General features: G+C 37.4%; 13 protein-coding genes and 1 tRNA gene. 10 read left to right on the forward strand and 4 right to left on the reverse strand.

Annotated elements, in window-relative coordinates:
- The first annotated feature begins 20 nt into the window (after positions 1-20).
- From ACIQZ2_RS02710 to ACIQZ2_RS02740, 7 genes are all read left to right on the forward strand, one after another.
- Complete coding sequence (locus ACIQZ2_RS02710) at positions 21-1,232, forward strand: PQQ-dependent sugar dehydrogenase (RefSeq protein ID WP_395767300.1); 1,212 nt, start codon at positions 21-23, stop codon at positions 1,230-1,232.
- A gap of 121 nt (positions 1,233-1,353) precedes the next feature.
- A tRNA-Arg gene (locus ACIQZ2_RS02715) sits at positions 1,354-1,427 on the forward strand.
- Positions 1,428-1,508: 81 nt separating this feature from the next.
- Entirely contained in the window at positions 1,509-2,747 is a 1,239-nt protein-coding gene (locus tag ACIQZ2_RS02720) for a hypothetical protein (RefSeq protein WP_395767301.1), read from the forward strand.
- 153 nt (positions 2,748-2,900) lie between these two features.
- Positions 2,901-4,829: a hypothetical protein gene (locus tag ACIQZ2_RS02725; RefSeq protein WP_395767302.1), complete on the forward strand. Its 1,929-nt coding sequence runs from the start codon at positions 2,901-2,903 to the stop codon at positions 4,827-4,829.
- 58 nt (positions 4,830-4,887) lie between these two features.
- The gene (locus ACIQZ2_RS02730; RefSeq protein ID WP_395767303.1) at positions 4,888-5,790 is read left to right on the forward strand and encodes a glycosyltransferase family 2 protein; all 903 of its coding nucleotides are present in this window, start codon (positions 4,888-4,890) and stop codon (positions 5,788-5,790) included.
- Between the two features lies 1 nt (position 5,791).
- The gene (locus tag ACIQZ2_RS02735) at positions 5,792-6,949 is read left to right on the forward strand and encodes a glycosyltransferase (RefSeq protein WP_395767304.1); all 1,158 of its coding nucleotides are present in this window, start codon (positions 5,792-5,794) and stop codon (positions 6,947-6,949) included.
- 31 nt (positions 6,950-6,980) lie between these two features.
- Complete coding sequence (locus ACIQZ2_RS02740) at positions 6,981-8,024, forward strand: alkane 1-monooxygenase (protein WP_395767305.1); 1,044 nt, start codon at positions 6,981-6,983, stop codon at positions 8,022-8,024.
- On the opposite strand, the gene ACIQZ2_RS02745 is transcribed toward ACIQZ2_RS02740, so the two are convergent.
- The gene (locus ACIQZ2_RS02745) at positions 8,016-8,453 is read right to left on the reverse strand and encodes a DUF1566 domain-containing protein (protein ID WP_395767306.1); all 438 of its coding nucleotides are present in this window, start codon (positions 8,451-8,453) and stop codon (positions 8,016-8,018) included. The genes ACIQZ2_RS02740 and ACIQZ2_RS02745 overlap by 9 nt on opposite strands.
- 148 nt (positions 8,454-8,601) lie before the next feature.
- On the opposite strand from ACIQZ2_RS02745, the gene ACIQZ2_RS02750 reads away from it, so the two are divergent.
- The 3 genes from ACIQZ2_RS02750 to ACIQZ2_RS02760 are packed head-to-tail and all read left to right on the forward strand — an operon-like array spanning position 8,602 to position 13,984.
- Positions 8,602-11,622 (forward strand): tetratricopeptide repeat protein, encoded by a 3,021-nt coding sequence (locus ACIQZ2_RS02750; RefSeq protein ID WP_395767307.1) that lies wholly within the window; start codon positions 8,602-8,604, stop codon positions 11,620-11,622.
- Positions 11,623-13,302 (forward strand): hypothetical protein, encoded by a 1,680-nt coding sequence (locus ACIQZ2_RS02755; protein ID WP_395767308.1) that lies wholly within the window; start codon positions 11,623-11,625, stop codon positions 13,300-13,302. It abuts the gene before it with no gap.
- A 1-nt stretch (position 13,303) separates the two neighbouring features.
- Positions 13,304-13,984, forward strand: a complete 681-nt coding sequence (locus ACIQZ2_RS02760; RefSeq protein ID WP_395767309.1) for a hypothetical protein — start codon at positions 13,304-13,306, stop codon at positions 13,982-13,984.
- A gap of 1 nt (position 13,985) precedes the next feature.
- On the opposite strand, the gene ACIQZ2_RS02765 is transcribed toward ACIQZ2_RS02760, so the two are convergent.
- The 3 genes from ACIQZ2_RS02765 to mgtE are packed head-to-tail and all read right to left on the reverse strand — an operon-like array spanning position 13,986 to position 16,147.
- Complete coding sequence (locus tag ACIQZ2_RS02765; protein WP_395767310.1) at positions 13,986-14,315, reverse strand: nucleotide pyrophosphohydrolase; 330 nt, start codon at positions 14,313-14,315, stop codon at positions 13,986-13,988.
- A 2-nt stretch (positions 14,316-14,317) separates the two neighbouring features.
- On the reverse strand, positions 14,318-14,767 hold the full coding sequence (gene dtd / locus ACIQZ2_RS02770; RefSeq protein ID WP_395767311.1) for a D-aminoacyl-tRNA deacylase: 450 nt from the start codon (positions 14,765-14,767) through the stop codon (positions 14,318-14,320).
- Positions 14,768-14,770: 3 nt separating this feature from the next.
- Positions 14,771-16,147 carry a magnesium transporter gene (gene mgtE, locus ACIQZ2_RS02775; protein WP_395767312.1) on the reverse strand — a complete coding sequence of 459 codons (1,377 nt, stop codon included), beginning with the start codon at positions 16,145-16,147 and terminating at the stop codon, positions 14,771-14,773.
- Positions 16,148-16,168: the final 21 nt, after the last annotated feature.

Below are 16,168 nucleotides of genomic sequence, written 5' to 3' on the forward strand. Positions count from 1 at the left end.
ACAAACTTATTATTCAAAATATGAAAAAATGGCTAACGTTTGGTCTTCTTTTGCCCAACATACTTTTTGCTCAAGAAATTAAAGTACCTACGGGATTTATTGTCAATGAAATCGGTAAAAATTTAGGCCCAACCCGCCACATTACGGTATCCAATCAAGGACATGTTTATGCCAAATTATCTAAGTTGAAAGATGGTAATGGGATTGTTCAGCTCAAGGACTCTAATCAAGATGGGGTTTTTGATGAACAAATGTTTTTTGGTAATTATCCGGGAACTGGAATACTGATAGACAGTGAGTATTTTTATGCGTCTTCTAATAAAGGTGTTTTTCGTTATGCATTGAACTCGAAAGGGGAGATTGCTGATATGAACAAGCCCGAAACCATTGTGGATGGTTTGCCAGATCATGGGCGTGACAATGCGAAACCTTTCGTTTTTGATCAAAGTAAAAAACACATATATGTTACGATAGGATCTTGGAATGATCCATGTCGGGTCCCTGGAACTGGTCAAGGAATGAATCCGTGCGCGATTTTAGATTCGGCAGGTGGTGTATGGCAATTTGATGCCAATAAATTAAATCAAGGCTTCAAGGATGGTCTTCGTTATGCGACGGGTTTAAAAAATGCCGTTGGAATTACTTGGAATACACAAACTCAATCGTTATTTGCTATGGCGCATGGACGAGGGCAGTTTCATGATTTTTATCCACAATATTATACCCCACAGCAGTCACAGGAATTGCCGGCTGAAGCCATGTATGAGTTTAAAAAAGCTGGTGATGATGCTGGTTGGCCTTACATTTACTATGACCACAAGCAAAATAAAAAAATCGTTACTCCGGAATACGGTGGTGATGGGAAGAAGACAGGTGGTGAAAATGCCTTGAATCCTGTGGTAGCTTTTCCGGCCCACATGGGTCCCAACGATCTTTTGTTTTATACAGGAAATCAATTTCCTACCAAGTATAAAAATGGAGCCTTTATTGCCTTTCATGGCCAGTCGGCCGAATTAAAAAAAGGGTATTTCGTTGCCTTCGTTCCCTTTAAAAACGGAAAGCCGAGTGGGAAATGGGAGATATTTGCCGATAACTTTGCAGGGACCGACTTAGCTAAGCCTACAGGGCCTATTCAGCATCGACCGTGTGGGCTAGCGCAAGGACCTGACGGCTCACTCTATGTTAGCGATGATTTAGGAGGTAGTATTTATCGGATTCAATACAAAAAATAGCTTCAAGTGCTTGTAAACGATGGGATTAGCTGTTAAATGCTCAAAATAGCGTTATTTTTTTTCGAATGAATGTTTCTAATTTTAAAAACTATTTCTACCTTTGCAATCCCTTGAGGGTAATGGTTGCGTAGCTCAACTGGATAGAGCATCTCACTACGGATGAGAAGGTTTGGGGTTCGAATCCCTACGCGACCACACAAAAAAGCATTTACCAAATATTTGGTAAATGCTTTTTTGTTATCTTGAATTTTGATACTTCTTGCTTACAGTTTTGTAATGGAAATTTTTTGGTATAAGCTATTGATATCTTTGGTGTTGACGATTGCCATTGCTTTGGTTTTGAAATTTCGTTTATACTTGGCCAGGCATGTTGATTTCAATGATTTTAAGCAATTTTCTGTTGCGTTCAGTTTGTTTCGATTACTACCATTTTGGGGTGTTTATATTCTTTTGAATTATGACACAACCTCAGATGTTAATATCTTTTACTTGTCTTCTCTTAGTGCGATTAAGGGAGGTTTAGTTTACCGGGATTTTCAATCCGTTTACTCACCTTTTTTCCCATATATTTCGGGATTATTTTTGCTTATTTGGAACAGCCCTAAGGCTATCGTGTTACTGATGATTTTTGTCGAGGCTGCAGCTTTGAGGGCTACCATAAAATGGTTCAATAAGGTCAATATGACGGTATGCTCCTTGATTTATTTATTGTTGCCAACCACCTTTATATTTACAATTTTTGGTGGCCAAGAGGATGTTTGGATGTGGGGAGCGTTTGTAGCCACTTTGCATGTATACAGATGGAAGAAGAGTGAATTTTTATTAGGTGCTGGACTTGCTTTGGGTTTTCTCGTATCTAAATTGATTTTCATCCTGATTTTACCAGGGATTTTCTTTTTACTTCAAAATAAGGTGCGATTTATTTTGGGCTTTTTGTCAATTTTTGCCCCTATTATCCTAATCCTATATTGTCAAGTAGGCCTACAATTGTTATCCCCGATACAGGAAGCCAATATTCCTAGAACTCCCAATTTGCTGTCCTTGCTTCGTCCATTTATCTCGGACGTCGTGCCGGTGGGGCTTCCCATACTTAATTGGTTGGGATTGCTTATCAATGTATTCATCGGTTTAGTTTGGATTTCAAAAAAGCGACTTAAATTTTCTACAGAAGATGTTTTTATACAATTATTCATTATCACCTACATCTTGTTAATGCTACTTCAGCAAAGTTCCTATGCAAATTATGCATTGCTATTTTTGATGCCCGTACTTTTTTTAATAACAGAGTCATTTGTATATTCAAAATGGATTTTATTTATACTTTTGAATGTTTTGTTGGCAATTCATCCGGCACTTTGGTGGCATAATAATCTATTTTACATTACACGTTTTGCTGATTTAATAAACCCACTTTTCGCAGTAGAATATTTATTTGAAATTGTCATTGTATTTGGACTTTTAGGTATTTTGTATGAAACGTATCATACATCCGTACCAGGCGATATGCCAAATTAGCTAGTTCTTGCCAGGAGAAGCTAACAATCGCCATCTTATTCTAAATACTAGATCTTAAGGTTTTTTTACTATTTCAATGAGCCAGCTGCACGGCGATGTATTTACATAAGGTTCTTTTTTATTTTTTCTGCGTAGATTTGTAGTGCATAAGCGATGTTTTTTAAAAACATTCCATTGAACTCAATAATCAATATTTTACGAGCTCCTATTTCAAAAGCATGGCTTTATTGGCTGTATGCATTTTCCTTAGTTTATTTGACTTTCCCATTTCTTCGCTTATTTGAAGAACCAGGTATGGGACTTGATCCTTCTTGGCAGCTTGCTTTAAACTTATTGCGTAATCAGGATGGCGTTTGGGGGAAAGATTTTGTATTCACATATGGTCCATTAGGTTCCTATATTTACCGACTACCCATACATGTTCCAGCATGGAAGCAATTACTTTATGATGGATTTTTCTTTGGGAATCTATTGTATTTTCATGCGTCCTGTTTTCCCAAACAAGCGAAACATTATCACTTCCTTCTATTTTTTGTTTTCAATCTTTTCTCCTTCGAAATGATTGGTGAATCCACGGCATTTTTATGGATGTTCTTAGGTATGTATCATGGTTTTGTAGCGCTTAATTCCGAAAACAAACTTAAGCAAGCGATTTCCTTATCTATGTCATTTATTTTGTTGGGGATTATTTTCTTTACCAAAGCCAATTATGGCATCATCGTTTGGGCATTTTTGTTTGTCTTGCTACTTGTTATGGTCATTCAAAAGCGTTTGGCCTGGTGGGTAGGCATTATCTATTTGATCTTTTTTTGTGGAGTTTTATGGATTTGGGCTGCATACCTAAAAACGGATTTACTTGAATATTTTAAAACGAGTTTACATATCATAGCAAATTATAATGCAGGGATGTCTATTTTCCCAGCAAGCTTTAAAAAACTGACTGCTGCGACGTACTTTGTTTTTTTGGTGCAAGTTATTTTTACATTTTATCAGATATTTGATAAAGAAAGGCAGGAATTTAGTACCTATTTGATATTAGCATTCAGTCTCGGTATTTCATTTGTTTTAATTAAATACAGCTTTGTAAGAGCTGATTCAGGTCATTTAACAGCTTATGCCAAATTACTGACTTACCCGGGAATTTTGCTTATTTCATATTGTAGCATGCAAGCGATTCGTCGATTTTATATGTTGCTACTTCCGTTCATTTTTGTGTTATATGTTTGGGCTTATGTTCCGCTTGTCGGTTTTACTCAATTAGGTATTTGGCATGGCATTAAATATAGACACTTCATTTTAGCTCATTATTTTTCAGGTGATACATCAGTGAATAAAAAGGAGTTTAGCCAAAAACTACCGCAGACTTTTCTAGCTAAAATCAAGAATCGAACAGTGGATGTTATTCCATTCGAGATATCACAGGTTTATGTGAATAAATTAAATTATGCTCCACGTCCCACCCTACAGAGTTATTTAGCAGGTGATCGATATCTTGACTCGCTGAATGAGCATTATTTAGCATCAAGTAAAGCCCCAGAATTCATTGTGTATGGTCTTGAAAAATCAGCCTACAAATACCCATGGTATGAAGAATCATTGACCCAAAAGGCTTTATTTGAACACTACAAGATCATTGACTCCAATGATTCTTTACTGTTATTTAGTCGCAAAAATCGGCATAGAAAGTTAAGCCTGGTTTTCACCAGGCGCGAAATGCATAAGCTAGGGGAGGAGATTCAGTTCGGTAAGTTGCAAGCTGGGTATTTACGCGAAAGCACCTTTGAAATGGCGTACAGCTCGCGTGGCGTTTTAGCTAATGTAATTTTCCAACCTCCTCAGATTCATGCCGATTTCAAATCAGCAGATTCCCATGAGCTCGTTCGGGTTACTCCTAATTTATTGAAAAAAGGATTTTGGTCGAATCAACTAATCTTGAATTTGGATCAAGCGAAACGCTTTTATGAGCAAAAAGCCGATGCTACGAATGAACTGGAGTCCATAAAATTGATTGAAAAAGACTATTTTCCTGGTGGATTTAAGCCTGATATTCGAGTGACACACCGCTTCTATCGAATAGAATAAGCACTAAATACCTTGTGAATCCACGCGCTAATGGTAAATTTGTTGAAATTCTAGGCGCATGACCCACATAACGGCAATCATTTTGACGTTTAATGAAGAAAAGCATATTGCTCGCTGTATCCAAAGCTTGCAAGCTGTTTGTACACGCATTTGCATCATTGATTCTTTTTCTACTGATCGCACCATTGAAATTGCCAAGGATTTAGGTGCTGAGGTATTTTCGCATGTTTGGGAGAATAATTATGCCAAACAATTGAATTGGGGCGTTCAAGAGGCTACTATTCAAACAGGTTGGACGCTTCGCATTGATGCCGATGAATATTTGACGGAAGAGCTCCAACAAGAAATCAAGCAAAGGTTACCGTCTATTTCTGAAGGTATTTCAGGGATAGAATTTACCCGTAAAGTATTGTTTAAGGGACATTGGGTGCGATTCGGAGGTTTTTATCCGATACACCTCTTGCGTTTATGGCGTACAGGCTTAGGCTCTTGTGAGCAACGACTTATGGATGAACATATCGTCTTGTCAGCAGGCGAAACCATTCGTTTTAAGGAACATGTAGTCGATGAAAACCTGAATGATATGCACTGGTGGGTACTTAAGCATAATAATTATGCTAGGAGAGAAGCTGCTGATGCGTTAAATCAGAAATATCAATTGGCTTTTACCACAGATCTTACCGCTGCGGGGAATAGTCAGGCACATGTCAAACGCGCCGCCAAAAATAGTTTTTACAACCGTTTGCCATTGGGTTTACGTGCTTTTATTTACTTCATTTTTCGTTTTGTATTTCAATTAGGTTTTTTTGATCATCCTAAAGTTTGGATGTTTCATTTTATGCAAGGCCTATGGTATCGACTGCTCGTTGATATCAATATCTTTGAGGCCCAAAAGGCCGCATCGGATGACCCCGAGAGATTGAAAAAAATCATTACAAAGGAGTGGAAGATTGAATTTTAACATGAAGCAAGCAGACCATTTATTGCATTTGTGTTCCTATTCTTATGAATCAGGTGGTCCTGCGAGTGTAATTTTAAATCATTCACGTTTTCAGGTCGAGTCAGGAATAGATGTTTCAATTGCCAGTTCCATGGATGCTCAACATCATAGCTATCCGACTGCGCCAGGTGTGCAATTACATGTCTTTAAACAAAGTTTTTTTTCACGAATTCTGTCTGAATTTTCATGGTCCTTGCTCTTTTGGTTTATTGCAAACCGGAAAAAGTATCAATACATCCACATTCATGGTTTATGGTATTTCGGTTCAATTTTGCCATTTTTAATACCCAATGGTGCAAAAAAGATTATTACGATTCATGGATTCTTAGATCCCTATGCTTTTCAGCGTTCTGCTTGGAAGAAACGTTTACTCTGGAATTTACTTCAAAAACGTTTTCTTCGCTCTGCGGATCTGATTCACGTAATAAGTCGGGAAGAAGAAAAAATTGTCCGGCAATTGTTTCCTGATTTATTGAGCAAAATTGTGTTTATTCCAAACGGCATTGAAGATCCCCAAAAAATGACCGACTTATCCCCTCATCCGGATTTCAAAGCAACACTGCAAGTCATTCAATCGAAGGCCTCTTTCGTGTTTTTGTTTTTAGGTCGAATCAATCAAAAAAAAGGTATAGATCTCTTATTGAAAGCTTTTGAAGAAATCACGCAAACGCATGGGGAAAGGGTTCATTTGATTGTTGCAGGTCCTCGTGATGATTATTCAGATACGTTGAGCCACCAACTTACAACTTATTCACATCAAAATGTACATGTTTTTGATGTGGTTACCGGAGGTGATAAGGCTTATCTTTTGGAGCAAGTTAGCGGATTTGTTTTGCCTAGTTATTCTGAAGGATTTTCAATTGCAGCTTTAGAGGCTATGGCTTATTCCAAGCCTTGTGTGTTCAGTACACGAATTGGATTTGCTTCCGAACTTCAGGAAGCTCATGCTGCTGAAATTTGTGAACCTCAAGTGGCTGCTGTCACCCAAGCCATGAAAAAGCTTTTGGCCGACGAAGGGCATCGAAATAAACTTGGCCAGCGCGCTCGGGAATTATTTCTGAAGGAATATCAAATAAATAAAGTGGCAAGTGATTTTATCCTTGCGATGAAGCAGATTTAATTTATTATTATTGTGAAGTTGAATCGATAACATGCGCATAATCAAGTATTTAATTCCATTTTTACTCTTTGCTGGGGCATTGATTTCTTACCAGTCCACAGGTTTGTATTGTTGGCTTAGTGTTTTATTTAGCTTTTTCTTTATTCCTATCCTGGAACTCGTTTTGCCTGCAAACGTTCAAAATCTATCGGAAGATGATGAACTACTGGCGAAGAAAAACGTTGCTTATGACTTGGTTTTGTATGTAGCTTTTGGTCTGCAAATTTATTGTTTCTATCAATTTTTGAATCATGTTGCAGATCCTGAGATTTCAGGTATCGATCGTGCTGGACGAATTGCTACAGCAGGTCTATTGGCTGGAATTTTTGGGATAAACTTGGCGCACGAGTTAGGACACCGTGTAAAATCTTTTGAACAAGGTATGGCTAAGATTTTGTTGTCTACAAGCCTGTATATGCACTTTTTTATTGAACATAATCGGGGGCACCACACGCATGTAAGTACGCCAGAAGATCCAAGTACGGCAAAATATAAACAAACGGTTTATGCCTTTTTCTTTCAAACAATTCCTGGAACATACCGCAGTGCTTGGCGAATTATGCAAAATGAATTACAAAAAAAGGGGAGAGGTTTTTGGAGTTTTTCAAATGAAATGTTACTTTATACTTTTTTCCAAATAGGCTTGTTAGTTTGCATTTACCTTGTTTGGGGACTGGATACGTGTATTTATTTTGTCTTAACCGCTTTCATCGGGATACTTTTACTGGAATCCGTTAATTACATAGAGCATTATGGATTGATGCGAACTAAAAAAGATGATGGACGGTATGGTCGAGTTATGCCCGAGCATTCATGGAATAGTAATCACTCAATGGGGCGTATTTTATTGTTTGAATTAAGTCGGCACAGTGACCATCATTACTTAGCCTCACGCAAGTATCAAATCTTACGCCATCATGACGGTGCTCCGCAAATGCCTACAGGCTATCCGGGAATGTTGATTTTGGCGCTAATTCCTCCTCTCTATTTTTCAATAATGGACCGACAAATGAGGAAGTTTGGGGTTTTAGAATAATCGAACAGCTTTAACATAGCATTTGAAATCCTTGAAATAGGATGCTTGCAAGCCTGTTTGAAGATTATGCGTCCAGGCGTTTTGTTTGTCAATTTCAGTGGATGTCCAATACCACGAAGATTGAAATATACTTCCTCCACCTATTTTTTTAAGATTTAGCTTGGGGTGAATTAATTCAAATTCTTCCTTTGTAGGCAAACGCCAATCGGAAAATCCATTCACGTTCAATGAATCACAGGCCTTTAAGGCCTCTTTATAATCTAACTTACCTAAGTTTTCGACTGAAGCGACTAATCCATGCCCATTTTTTTCATAAATGACATATCCGCCATATTTGATGGGTGGTAGCTTCTTGTTGGGATTTTGAGCAAATGTGGGATTTAAACAAAAGGAAATTAGGCTGAATATGAATAAGTTATGAATCGTCATGTCGTAATGCTTCTAAAATATGATTGTCAAAATTAGATAAAATATATGTTAGAGGAAATTTATTTGCTTTTTTATCGTTAGAAATGAGCGATAAATTTGAAATAAAATTTGTATTATTGTAATAACCATAGATGTACATCTTGTGTAGATGAAAAAACGATTCGTATATTTTAGTCTTTTAGTAAGTGCCTTTTACCTCGTTAATCCCCTTTTTGTTCATGGGCAGCAGACGATTAAACCGAGTGACCCCTACGAACATTTTCGTCAAGCAAAGTTTTTCTTCGATTCAAATAATTTTACAGCCGCGCAAGAAGAGTTTCGCTATTATCTGAAATTACTACAAGCTGAACGTGAATTGTTGATTTCAGAGCGCACAACCGTGGAGTACTACATTGCGATGTGCTCAATTTATTCGATGCGTCCCGAAGCAGAAATTCAAGCCGTAAAATTTATTGCTGATCACCCTGAAAGTCCGTATACGGCAAAGTTGATTACGGAGATAGGTGTTTTTTATTATGAAACTGGTGATTGGGTGCGTGCTATCAAATACCTAAGTAATTCATCCCAGACTAATTTAGAGCATAAATATTATTTAGCCGTCTCATATTACAAAACAAGTCAATATGATCAAGCTTTGAGCTTGTTTAACTTGTTGAAACTAGAATCTGAAGAGGAGTTTTCCTTACCTGCCGCTTATTACGCTGGTGTTATGCATTTTCATTCAGCGAAATTTGAAGAGGCTATTGAAGATTTCAAAATTGCCAGTTCTGCTCCTAAATATACAGCAGAGGCACAGGTTTGGATTAGTTCTGCTTATGTTAAATTGAATCGTTACAATGATCTGATTAACTACGTTGAACCTATTTTGCGCGATAGCTCTAATCGATTACCAGCAGGAAATTTAGCTGCCATTATTGCCGATCTACAGTTTCAAAAACATGATTTTTCTAACGCAGCTAAGAGTTATTCAGTTCTTTCTGACAAGTCCCCAAATTTGATGAGCAAAGAGAGCATGTATAGGTATGCTTTTTCACTCTATAAATTGAAGCGTTTTGAAGACGCCCTTGTTTTGTTAGCTAAGCCATCAACTCAGTCGCTTGATTCATTGGATCAGGAAATTGCCAAAACGCGTGCATTGATATTAATTGATCAACAAAAATGGGATTTAGCTTACACTGCGTTAAAGGAAGTTGCCAACATGCCTTTCAATAAAGATTTAGCGGATGAAGCGTATGTGTTGTTCTTGAATTTATTGAAAAGTAACCAACAATGGCCTGCCTTGTTAAAAGAAATTAAGAGCTATCAAAAACGTGCACCGCAGAATAAACTTGGCGATATACTCGTTGCTTTAGCCATAGATGCGCTTCAAAAACAAGGTGCATTAAGCGACATAGAAGATTTTATGTTAAATTTCCCCATAGGTAAAGTGAAATTTCAAGAGCTTTATCAATCGACCTGTTATCACCTAGGGTCGAATGCTTATGACAAAAAAGACGATAAAAAAGCCATCACCTACTTTAAGAAATCCCTCGACTTTCCGATAAACCGTGAAATGGGATGGTATGCTCGTTTCGGTTTAGCGGAAATTTTTGCTAAATCAAATAAGAATTCAGATGCCATAAAGATTTATCTGTCTTTATTAGAAGAAACATCATTAACAGCAGGCTCAAAAGAACTCAGCCAACGTATTCGTCTTAGTTTAGCCTATTCTTTTGCATTTATCACGATGTATGACCGCTCTTTGCAATATTTTGAAGAATATGTCGCAAATAAATTGGATGGACAGCGAAATACGGATGATTTAACTAATCTTGCTGAGATTTCGATTGCCAATGGAAATTTACAAGCGGGATTAAAATATTTTGATGAAGCTATTCAACAAAATACCCTACAAACACCCTCATTGATTAGTCGAAAAGCTATTATCCTGTATAATTTCCGCATGTTTAAAGAAGCTGCAGATGTCTATCAGGAATTCATCAACAAATATCCCAATGACTCCAATGTCGATTTGATGTTCTATCGATTGAACGAGGCACTCGTTCGATTACAAAAAACGGAGGTTTATGCTCAAATTATTAAAAATACAACCCAGTTTATCCAAAAAAAATCAGTGACTAATCCTTTTTATGCTCCTGTATTATTGATTAGAGCTCAGGCATATGACAATACAAATCAATGGTACTTAGCGATGGACGATTATGTCTCGATTGTACGTAAATTTACAGCTGATTCATCTGCAAAAGAGGCAATCATTGGCGCCTCCGATTTATTGAAAAAGGCAGGTCGTCACTCTGAAGTTATAGAATTACGCCGTTTGTATGCAAACCAAAATGGTGAAGATCCTTCCTTACCAGATCAATGGTTTGAAATTTGTTCAGAAATGTTCCGACTTGGGAAATACAAATTAGTTGTCCCTGAGTTGGTTCGTTTCCTTCAAGAATATCCAACCTATGCGCAATTGGACGAACTAAACTTTATGTTAGGGGTATCAACTTATCATACAAAAGATTTTACGAATGCTTTAAATTACCTGAAGCAGAGCCAACAAAGCCCCAATTTTTCTAAAAAGGCTCAGTTTTTTACGGCATTGATTTTTGAAGAGCAAAAGCAAACAGATTTAGCTATTGGCCAATTGGTTGATTTGAAAGCAAATATTTCATATCAAGATACCTTGATGGTTAGCGTACAAGATAAGCTGAAGCTCTTGTATGGTAAAGAAAGAAAATTTGAAAACTTGACTCAATTGTTTGCGGATGTTGATGGATCAGATTCACTTCGTAAGAGTAAATGGGCCGTGGAAATAGGTCAGTTTGCTCAAGAGGCTCACAATTATGATATGGCTGATATGTGGTTTGGTAAGGCAATTTTACTTAATCAGGACGAAGTAGGTGCCTTAGCTGCTTTGGGATTAGCCAAATCGAAAGCCATGCAAAAAGATTATAAGAAGTCTAATGAATGGTTGGTAAGTGAATTTGTAAAGCAAGGAAGTTCTTATTACCACTTGCCGGATGCAATCGTTGGTTTAGCTTATCTACAAATGGCAGATAATTTTATTCATTTAAAAAATGTGCCACAAGCAAAAGCTATTCTTCAGAGTTTATTATCCAGTTCAACAGATAATGACGTGAAAGTTTTAGCAAAGAAAAAAATAGAAGAAATTCAATAAATGAAGCGACTGATTTTATTTTTTATTGGTTTAAGTTGGTTGCCGTTTAATCTTTTGGCGCAGGAGTCTCGTATAGATCGTTCAATAATTACCATACCAAATTCTACGCGTGCCGTTATGAATTTGAAAGTATCAGATCGTTCATATTTGCCTATGAAGATTTTTGGGCCGGCTGAATTAAACGTTCCCAAGGTACAATTGCGTGAATCTATTTGGCCCATTGATTCCCTCCCTAAAATTGACCCGCCAGCCACGCAAGAAATGCGAACTGATGATAATAATAAAACAGCTTATGGGGATAAATATTCGAATGCCATTCAATTGGGATTAGGAAACTATGGACACTCTTTATTTAAGTTTGATATTGGTTACAGTAAAAAGGAAAATAAATTTTTGGGCATTAAACTAAATCACGATGCGAATCAATTTGGTCCTGTAAAATCGGAATTTTCTGGAAGAAGTGAGAATCAGGTTCGCTTAGAGAGTCGTTCATTTGGCCGCGTAAATTATTGGGAAAGTACACTCGGTTACAAACAATTCACCAATTACTTTTACGGTCTTCCTGAAATTCCATCCTTTGTAAAGCTTGGTGATTTGAGAGCAAATTATTCACGCATTAGCGCGGAAGGCAAAATTAGTAGTGTTCGAAAAAATGTTTCGTCTGATTATTTATTAAGTGTCTCGGGTGACCAACTTCAAAATTCGGCTGATTTTTCCGAGTTGATTATCAAAGCAAATGGTTTATACGCTCACAAACTTTCGGAAAAATTAAGATTTAAACTGGGTGCTGATTACATTTTCTCGGCGTATGTCCCAGGTGGTAACCAACAACAATGGAATCGTTATTTATACCGAATTAATCCACATTTAGCTTATAAAAGCTCTCGCGTTAGTTTGAACGCTGGCTTTATGTTTGTTACAGAAACGGATGATCCTTTGGTTGAAAAAACGCGTGTATTTCCTATGCTCCAATTGGATTTTGGTGCATCTGATTATATTCATTTGTTTGGTGGTATCGGAGGTGACGTACAGTTTAATTCCTTTCAAACATTTTTGCAACAAAATCCATGGATGCGTATTCCTAATCAATTAAAGAATACTAGTCAAGTGGGTCACCTGTATGCCGGTATCAAAGGAATAGGGGGAAATAAGGTAATTGACTTTGAAGCCAAGTATGATTATGCTGAGTATGCCGATTTGCCATTCTTGGTAAATGCGGTAACGGCTAGTAATAAATTTGATGTTCAATATCGAGGTGGTTTAGAGAAAGTGCAAGTTTCTACTTTTACAGGAAATATAAATTTTAATTTTTCAACACAATTTACATCGAGTTTCAAATTTAATCATGTGATTCATCAGCAACTCGGTGTTAAATTCCAAGCTCCTCACATACCACAAACGACATTAACTTGGACGAATTCTTGGAAATTATCTCCTAAAATCATCGTAGCCCCCGAAGTTTACTGGCTCAACAAGCTTTATGCATTAAATCCTGTCAAAAATCAGTTAATTCAGTTGGACGATATTTTGGATGTCAACTTTAAAATCAACTATTTTATCAAACGAAACCTGAATTTAGGTCTTTCGGGCAATAACCTACTTGGGAAAAATTACCAAAGGTTTTATCAGTACCAAGTACAGGGTTTAAATGCAACTATTTCAGTAGCTTATTCTTTCTAATATGAAATACCTATTTTCTATTCTTACCGTATTGGGTTTGCTGGCTTGTGGTACAAGTAATGAGGAAGTGGAATCTATCAATCCTACAAGAAGTTTAAATGAGGTATTAGCCTGTGAAAATCTAGCTGGTTTGGAGCAAAAATATGGTAAAGAATCGTTAATTGCTGATACTTCTTGGGTAATCGGTGATGATCGGTTACGAGGAACAATTCTGTATCCTAATTCAACGAAACAAGTTTATATTTATTACCGCGCTGGACAAATAGTCGATGTGACCATAGTAGGTAATGCATCCGAATGGAAGACAAATTCAGGTTTATTGTTGGGAATGCCTTTAAAATCAGTTCAAGCAATTAATCAAAAGAACTTTACCCTTTCTGGGTTTAATTGGAAACACGGTGGCTCCGTTGTTTCATGGGAAGGTGGGAAATTAATGGGCGACAATAGCCTAGGCCACTTAGCCTCTTTCTCAAATGCATCAAATAAACATGAAGGTATTACAGATGAAGAGTATCGACAAATCTCTGGCGAAACGGAATTTGATGTACGTCATGAGATTATTCAAAAGCTAAATCCTAGTCTTGATTTGATATCATTAGTCCGTCCATTTATACCCAATCAAGAAGAAGGTAAAAAAATGGGGAAAAGAATCTCAGATAGTCAAATACCTCCTATAAACTAATTTAGTTATTCAGTTTGGGATTATTATGATGCCGATCCGCATCACGGATGCTTTTTTTTGCTAAGTTTTTTTCCAAAGCTTCCGTTAAGTTAACGCCTGTTTGATTCGCCAAGCAGATTAATACAAATAAAACGTCTGCCATTTCATCACCTAAATCCTTGTTTTTATCCGATTCTTTTTCTGATTGTTCTCCATAACGTCGGGCGATTATTCGAGCTACTTCTCCCACCTCTTCTGTCAACATCGCCATGTTGGTTAACTCGTTGAAGTAACGTACTCCGACGGTGTTAATCCAGTGGTCAACTTGCTTTTGTGCTTCTTCTAAGGTCATAACTAGGGATTTTTAGAATCTATGATAATCGTAACAGGTCCATCATTACATAAACTTACTTGCATATTGGCACCAAATTCACCCGTTTGGATAGTCGAACCTATTGCTTTAGAAAGTTTTTGAATCATTAGTTCATATAAGGGGATGGCTGTTTCAGGTCTTGCTGATGACATATAGCTGGGGCGATTGCCTTTACGGGTATCTGCATACAAGGTAAATTGGCTAACAAGTAAAATTTCTCCTGAAACTTGTTCCAAAGATAAATTCATTTTGCCCGCTTCATCAGAGAAAATTCGCAAACCGTGAATTTTTCCAACTAAATAGTCTACGTCTACTTCTGTATCATCAACATGAATTCCGACTAATATCACAAAACCTTTCCCTATCGATGCATGTAAGTTACCTTCGATGTGTAATTGGGCAGCGCTTACGCGTTGGATGACTGATATCATTCCTTACAACAAGAAATAGACGATGAGGAAATATACTCCATAGCCCAATATGTCATTGGTTGTGGTAATAAAGGGCCCCGAAGCCACGGCTGGGTTAATTTTCAACTGATTTAATACCAGTGGGGTTATGGTACCCATTAACGAGGCTAACATAACGACAGCAAATAAGGATAAGGAAACAGTAATGGACAACATGATGGCACCATTATCAATGAGCATAGAACAACCAAATGCAAAAATGGCGGCAATCAACGCATTGATCAAGGCAACGATGAATACTTTTTGAAGACGTTTCCAAAGTGACGTATCTAAACCACTTTTATCTGCCAAAGATTGCACGATTAAGGATGAGGATTGAATGCCCACATTTCCACCTGTAGAGCCAATCAATGGAATGAAGGCTGAAATTGCGGGTAATATGGCAATCGTTTCTTCGAAACGATCAATGATTTTAGCGGCAAAAAAACTACCTACCATGCCACCGATTAACCAAGGCAGCCGTGAACGTACAAGAAGCCAAACGGAGTCATCTTCTTCAACGTCTTCCGAGATACCGGCCATCACCTGAATATCTTCTTGAGCAGATTCTGTGATGAAATCGACCACGTCATCAATGGTGATACGACCTAATAAGCGCCCTTGAATATTTATAACAGGAATCGCTTCTAAATCATATTTTTGCATCAAATCTGCTACTTCTTCTCCTGATCTATATGTCTGTACGGATACGATTTCGTCAGCCTCATAAACATCTTGAATTTTTGATCCCCGCTTAGCTAAAATGATTTTTTTCAAGGATACTGTACCTAATAAAATGCCATCATCATCAACAACATAAACGGAGTAAACTTTCTCTACATCCTCAGCTTGTCGGCGAATCTCCTCTACACATTCGGTTACCGTCTGGGTCACGTTGATTTTTATCAACTCTTTTTGCATTAAACCACCCGCACAGTCCTCGTCGTAATGCATTAAATCAATGATGAATCGTGCTTGTTCGCGGTCCTTCAAAAGTGCGATGACTTCTTCACGTATACGAACAGGCTGTTCGTTTAAAATATCCACCGCATCATCTGAATCAACGATGTTAATGTATTCCGAAATTTCTTTCGAGGTAAAGTTTTTTAGAAACTTTATACGGTCATCACTGTCTAAGGTAGAGATGATTTCAGCCGCAATTTTGGTGTCCAGTAATTGAACGAGGTATTTAGCTTCTTCACCGGTAAGTTCATATAAAATATGCGTTATATCGGCTGGAAATAGATCTTCAATTTTGGCAATAATCTCTTCGTTCGCTTGGGCTGTAATCAGCTGGCGAATATCTTCTAAAAACTCTTTGGTGAGTTCGAACGGAAGGTGCTGAACGTTGATTTCTTCCATGAGATTCGATTTTGAAAAGAT

The organism is Aquirufa sp., from assembly GCF_044342065.1.
Classification (GTDB): Bacteria; Bacteroidota; Bacteroidia; order Cytophagales; family Spirosomataceae; genus Aquirufa.

Excerpts from the sequence above, each read along its gene's own strand:
- ACIQZ2_RS02720 (WP_395767301.1), top strand. The coding sequence starts at position 1,509 with ATGGAAATTTTTTGGTATAAGCTATTGATATCTTTGGTGTTGACGATT.
- ACIQZ2_RS02740 (WP_395767305.1), top strand. The coding sequence starts at position 6,981 with ATGCGCATAATCAAGTATTTAATTCCATTTTTACTCTTTGCTGGGGCA.
- ACIQZ2_RS02755 (WP_395767308.1), top strand. The coding sequence starts at position 11,623 with ATGAAGCGACTGATTTTATTTTTTATTGGTTTAAGTTGGTTGCCGTTT.
- ACIQZ2_RS02735 (WP_395767304.1), top strand. The coding sequence starts at position 5,792 with ATGAAGCAAGCAGACCATTTATTGCATTTGTGTTCCTATTCTTATGAA.
- ACIQZ2_RS02745 (WP_395767306.1), bottom strand. The coding sequence starts at position 8,453 with ATGACGATTCATAACTTATTCATATTCAGCCTAATTTCCTTTTGTTTA.
- dtd (WP_395767311.1), bottom strand. The coding sequence starts at position 14,767 with ATGATATCAGTCATCCAACGCGTAAGCGCTGCCCAATTACACATCGAA.
- ACIQZ2_RS02765 (WP_395767310.1), bottom strand. The coding sequence starts at position 14,315 with ATGACCTTAGAAGAAGCACAAAAGCAAGTTGACCACTGGATTAACACC.
- mgtE (WP_395767312.1), bottom strand. The coding sequence starts at position 16,147 with ATGGAAGAAATCAACGTTCAGCACCTTCCGTTCGAACTCACCAAAGAG.
- ACIQZ2_RS02725 (WP_395767302.1), top strand. The coding sequence starts at position 2,901 with ATGTTTTTTAAAAACATTCCATTGAACTCAATAATCAATATTTTACGA.
- ACIQZ2_RS02710 (WP_395767300.1), top strand. The coding sequence starts at position 21 with ATGAAAAAATGGCTAACGTTTGGTCTTCTTTTGCCCAACATACTTTTT.
- ACIQZ2_RS02760 (WP_395767309.1), top strand. The coding sequence starts at position 13,304 with ATGAAATACCTATTTTCTATTCTTACCGTATTGGGTTTGCTGGCTTGT.
- ACIQZ2_RS02750 (WP_395767307.1), top strand. The coding sequence starts at position 8,602 with ATGAAAAAACGATTCGTATATTTTAGTCTTTTAGTAAGTGCCTTTTAC.
- ACIQZ2_RS02730 (WP_395767303.1), top strand. The coding sequence starts at position 4,888 with ATGACCCACATAACGGCAATCATTTTGACGTTTAATGAAGAAAAGCAT.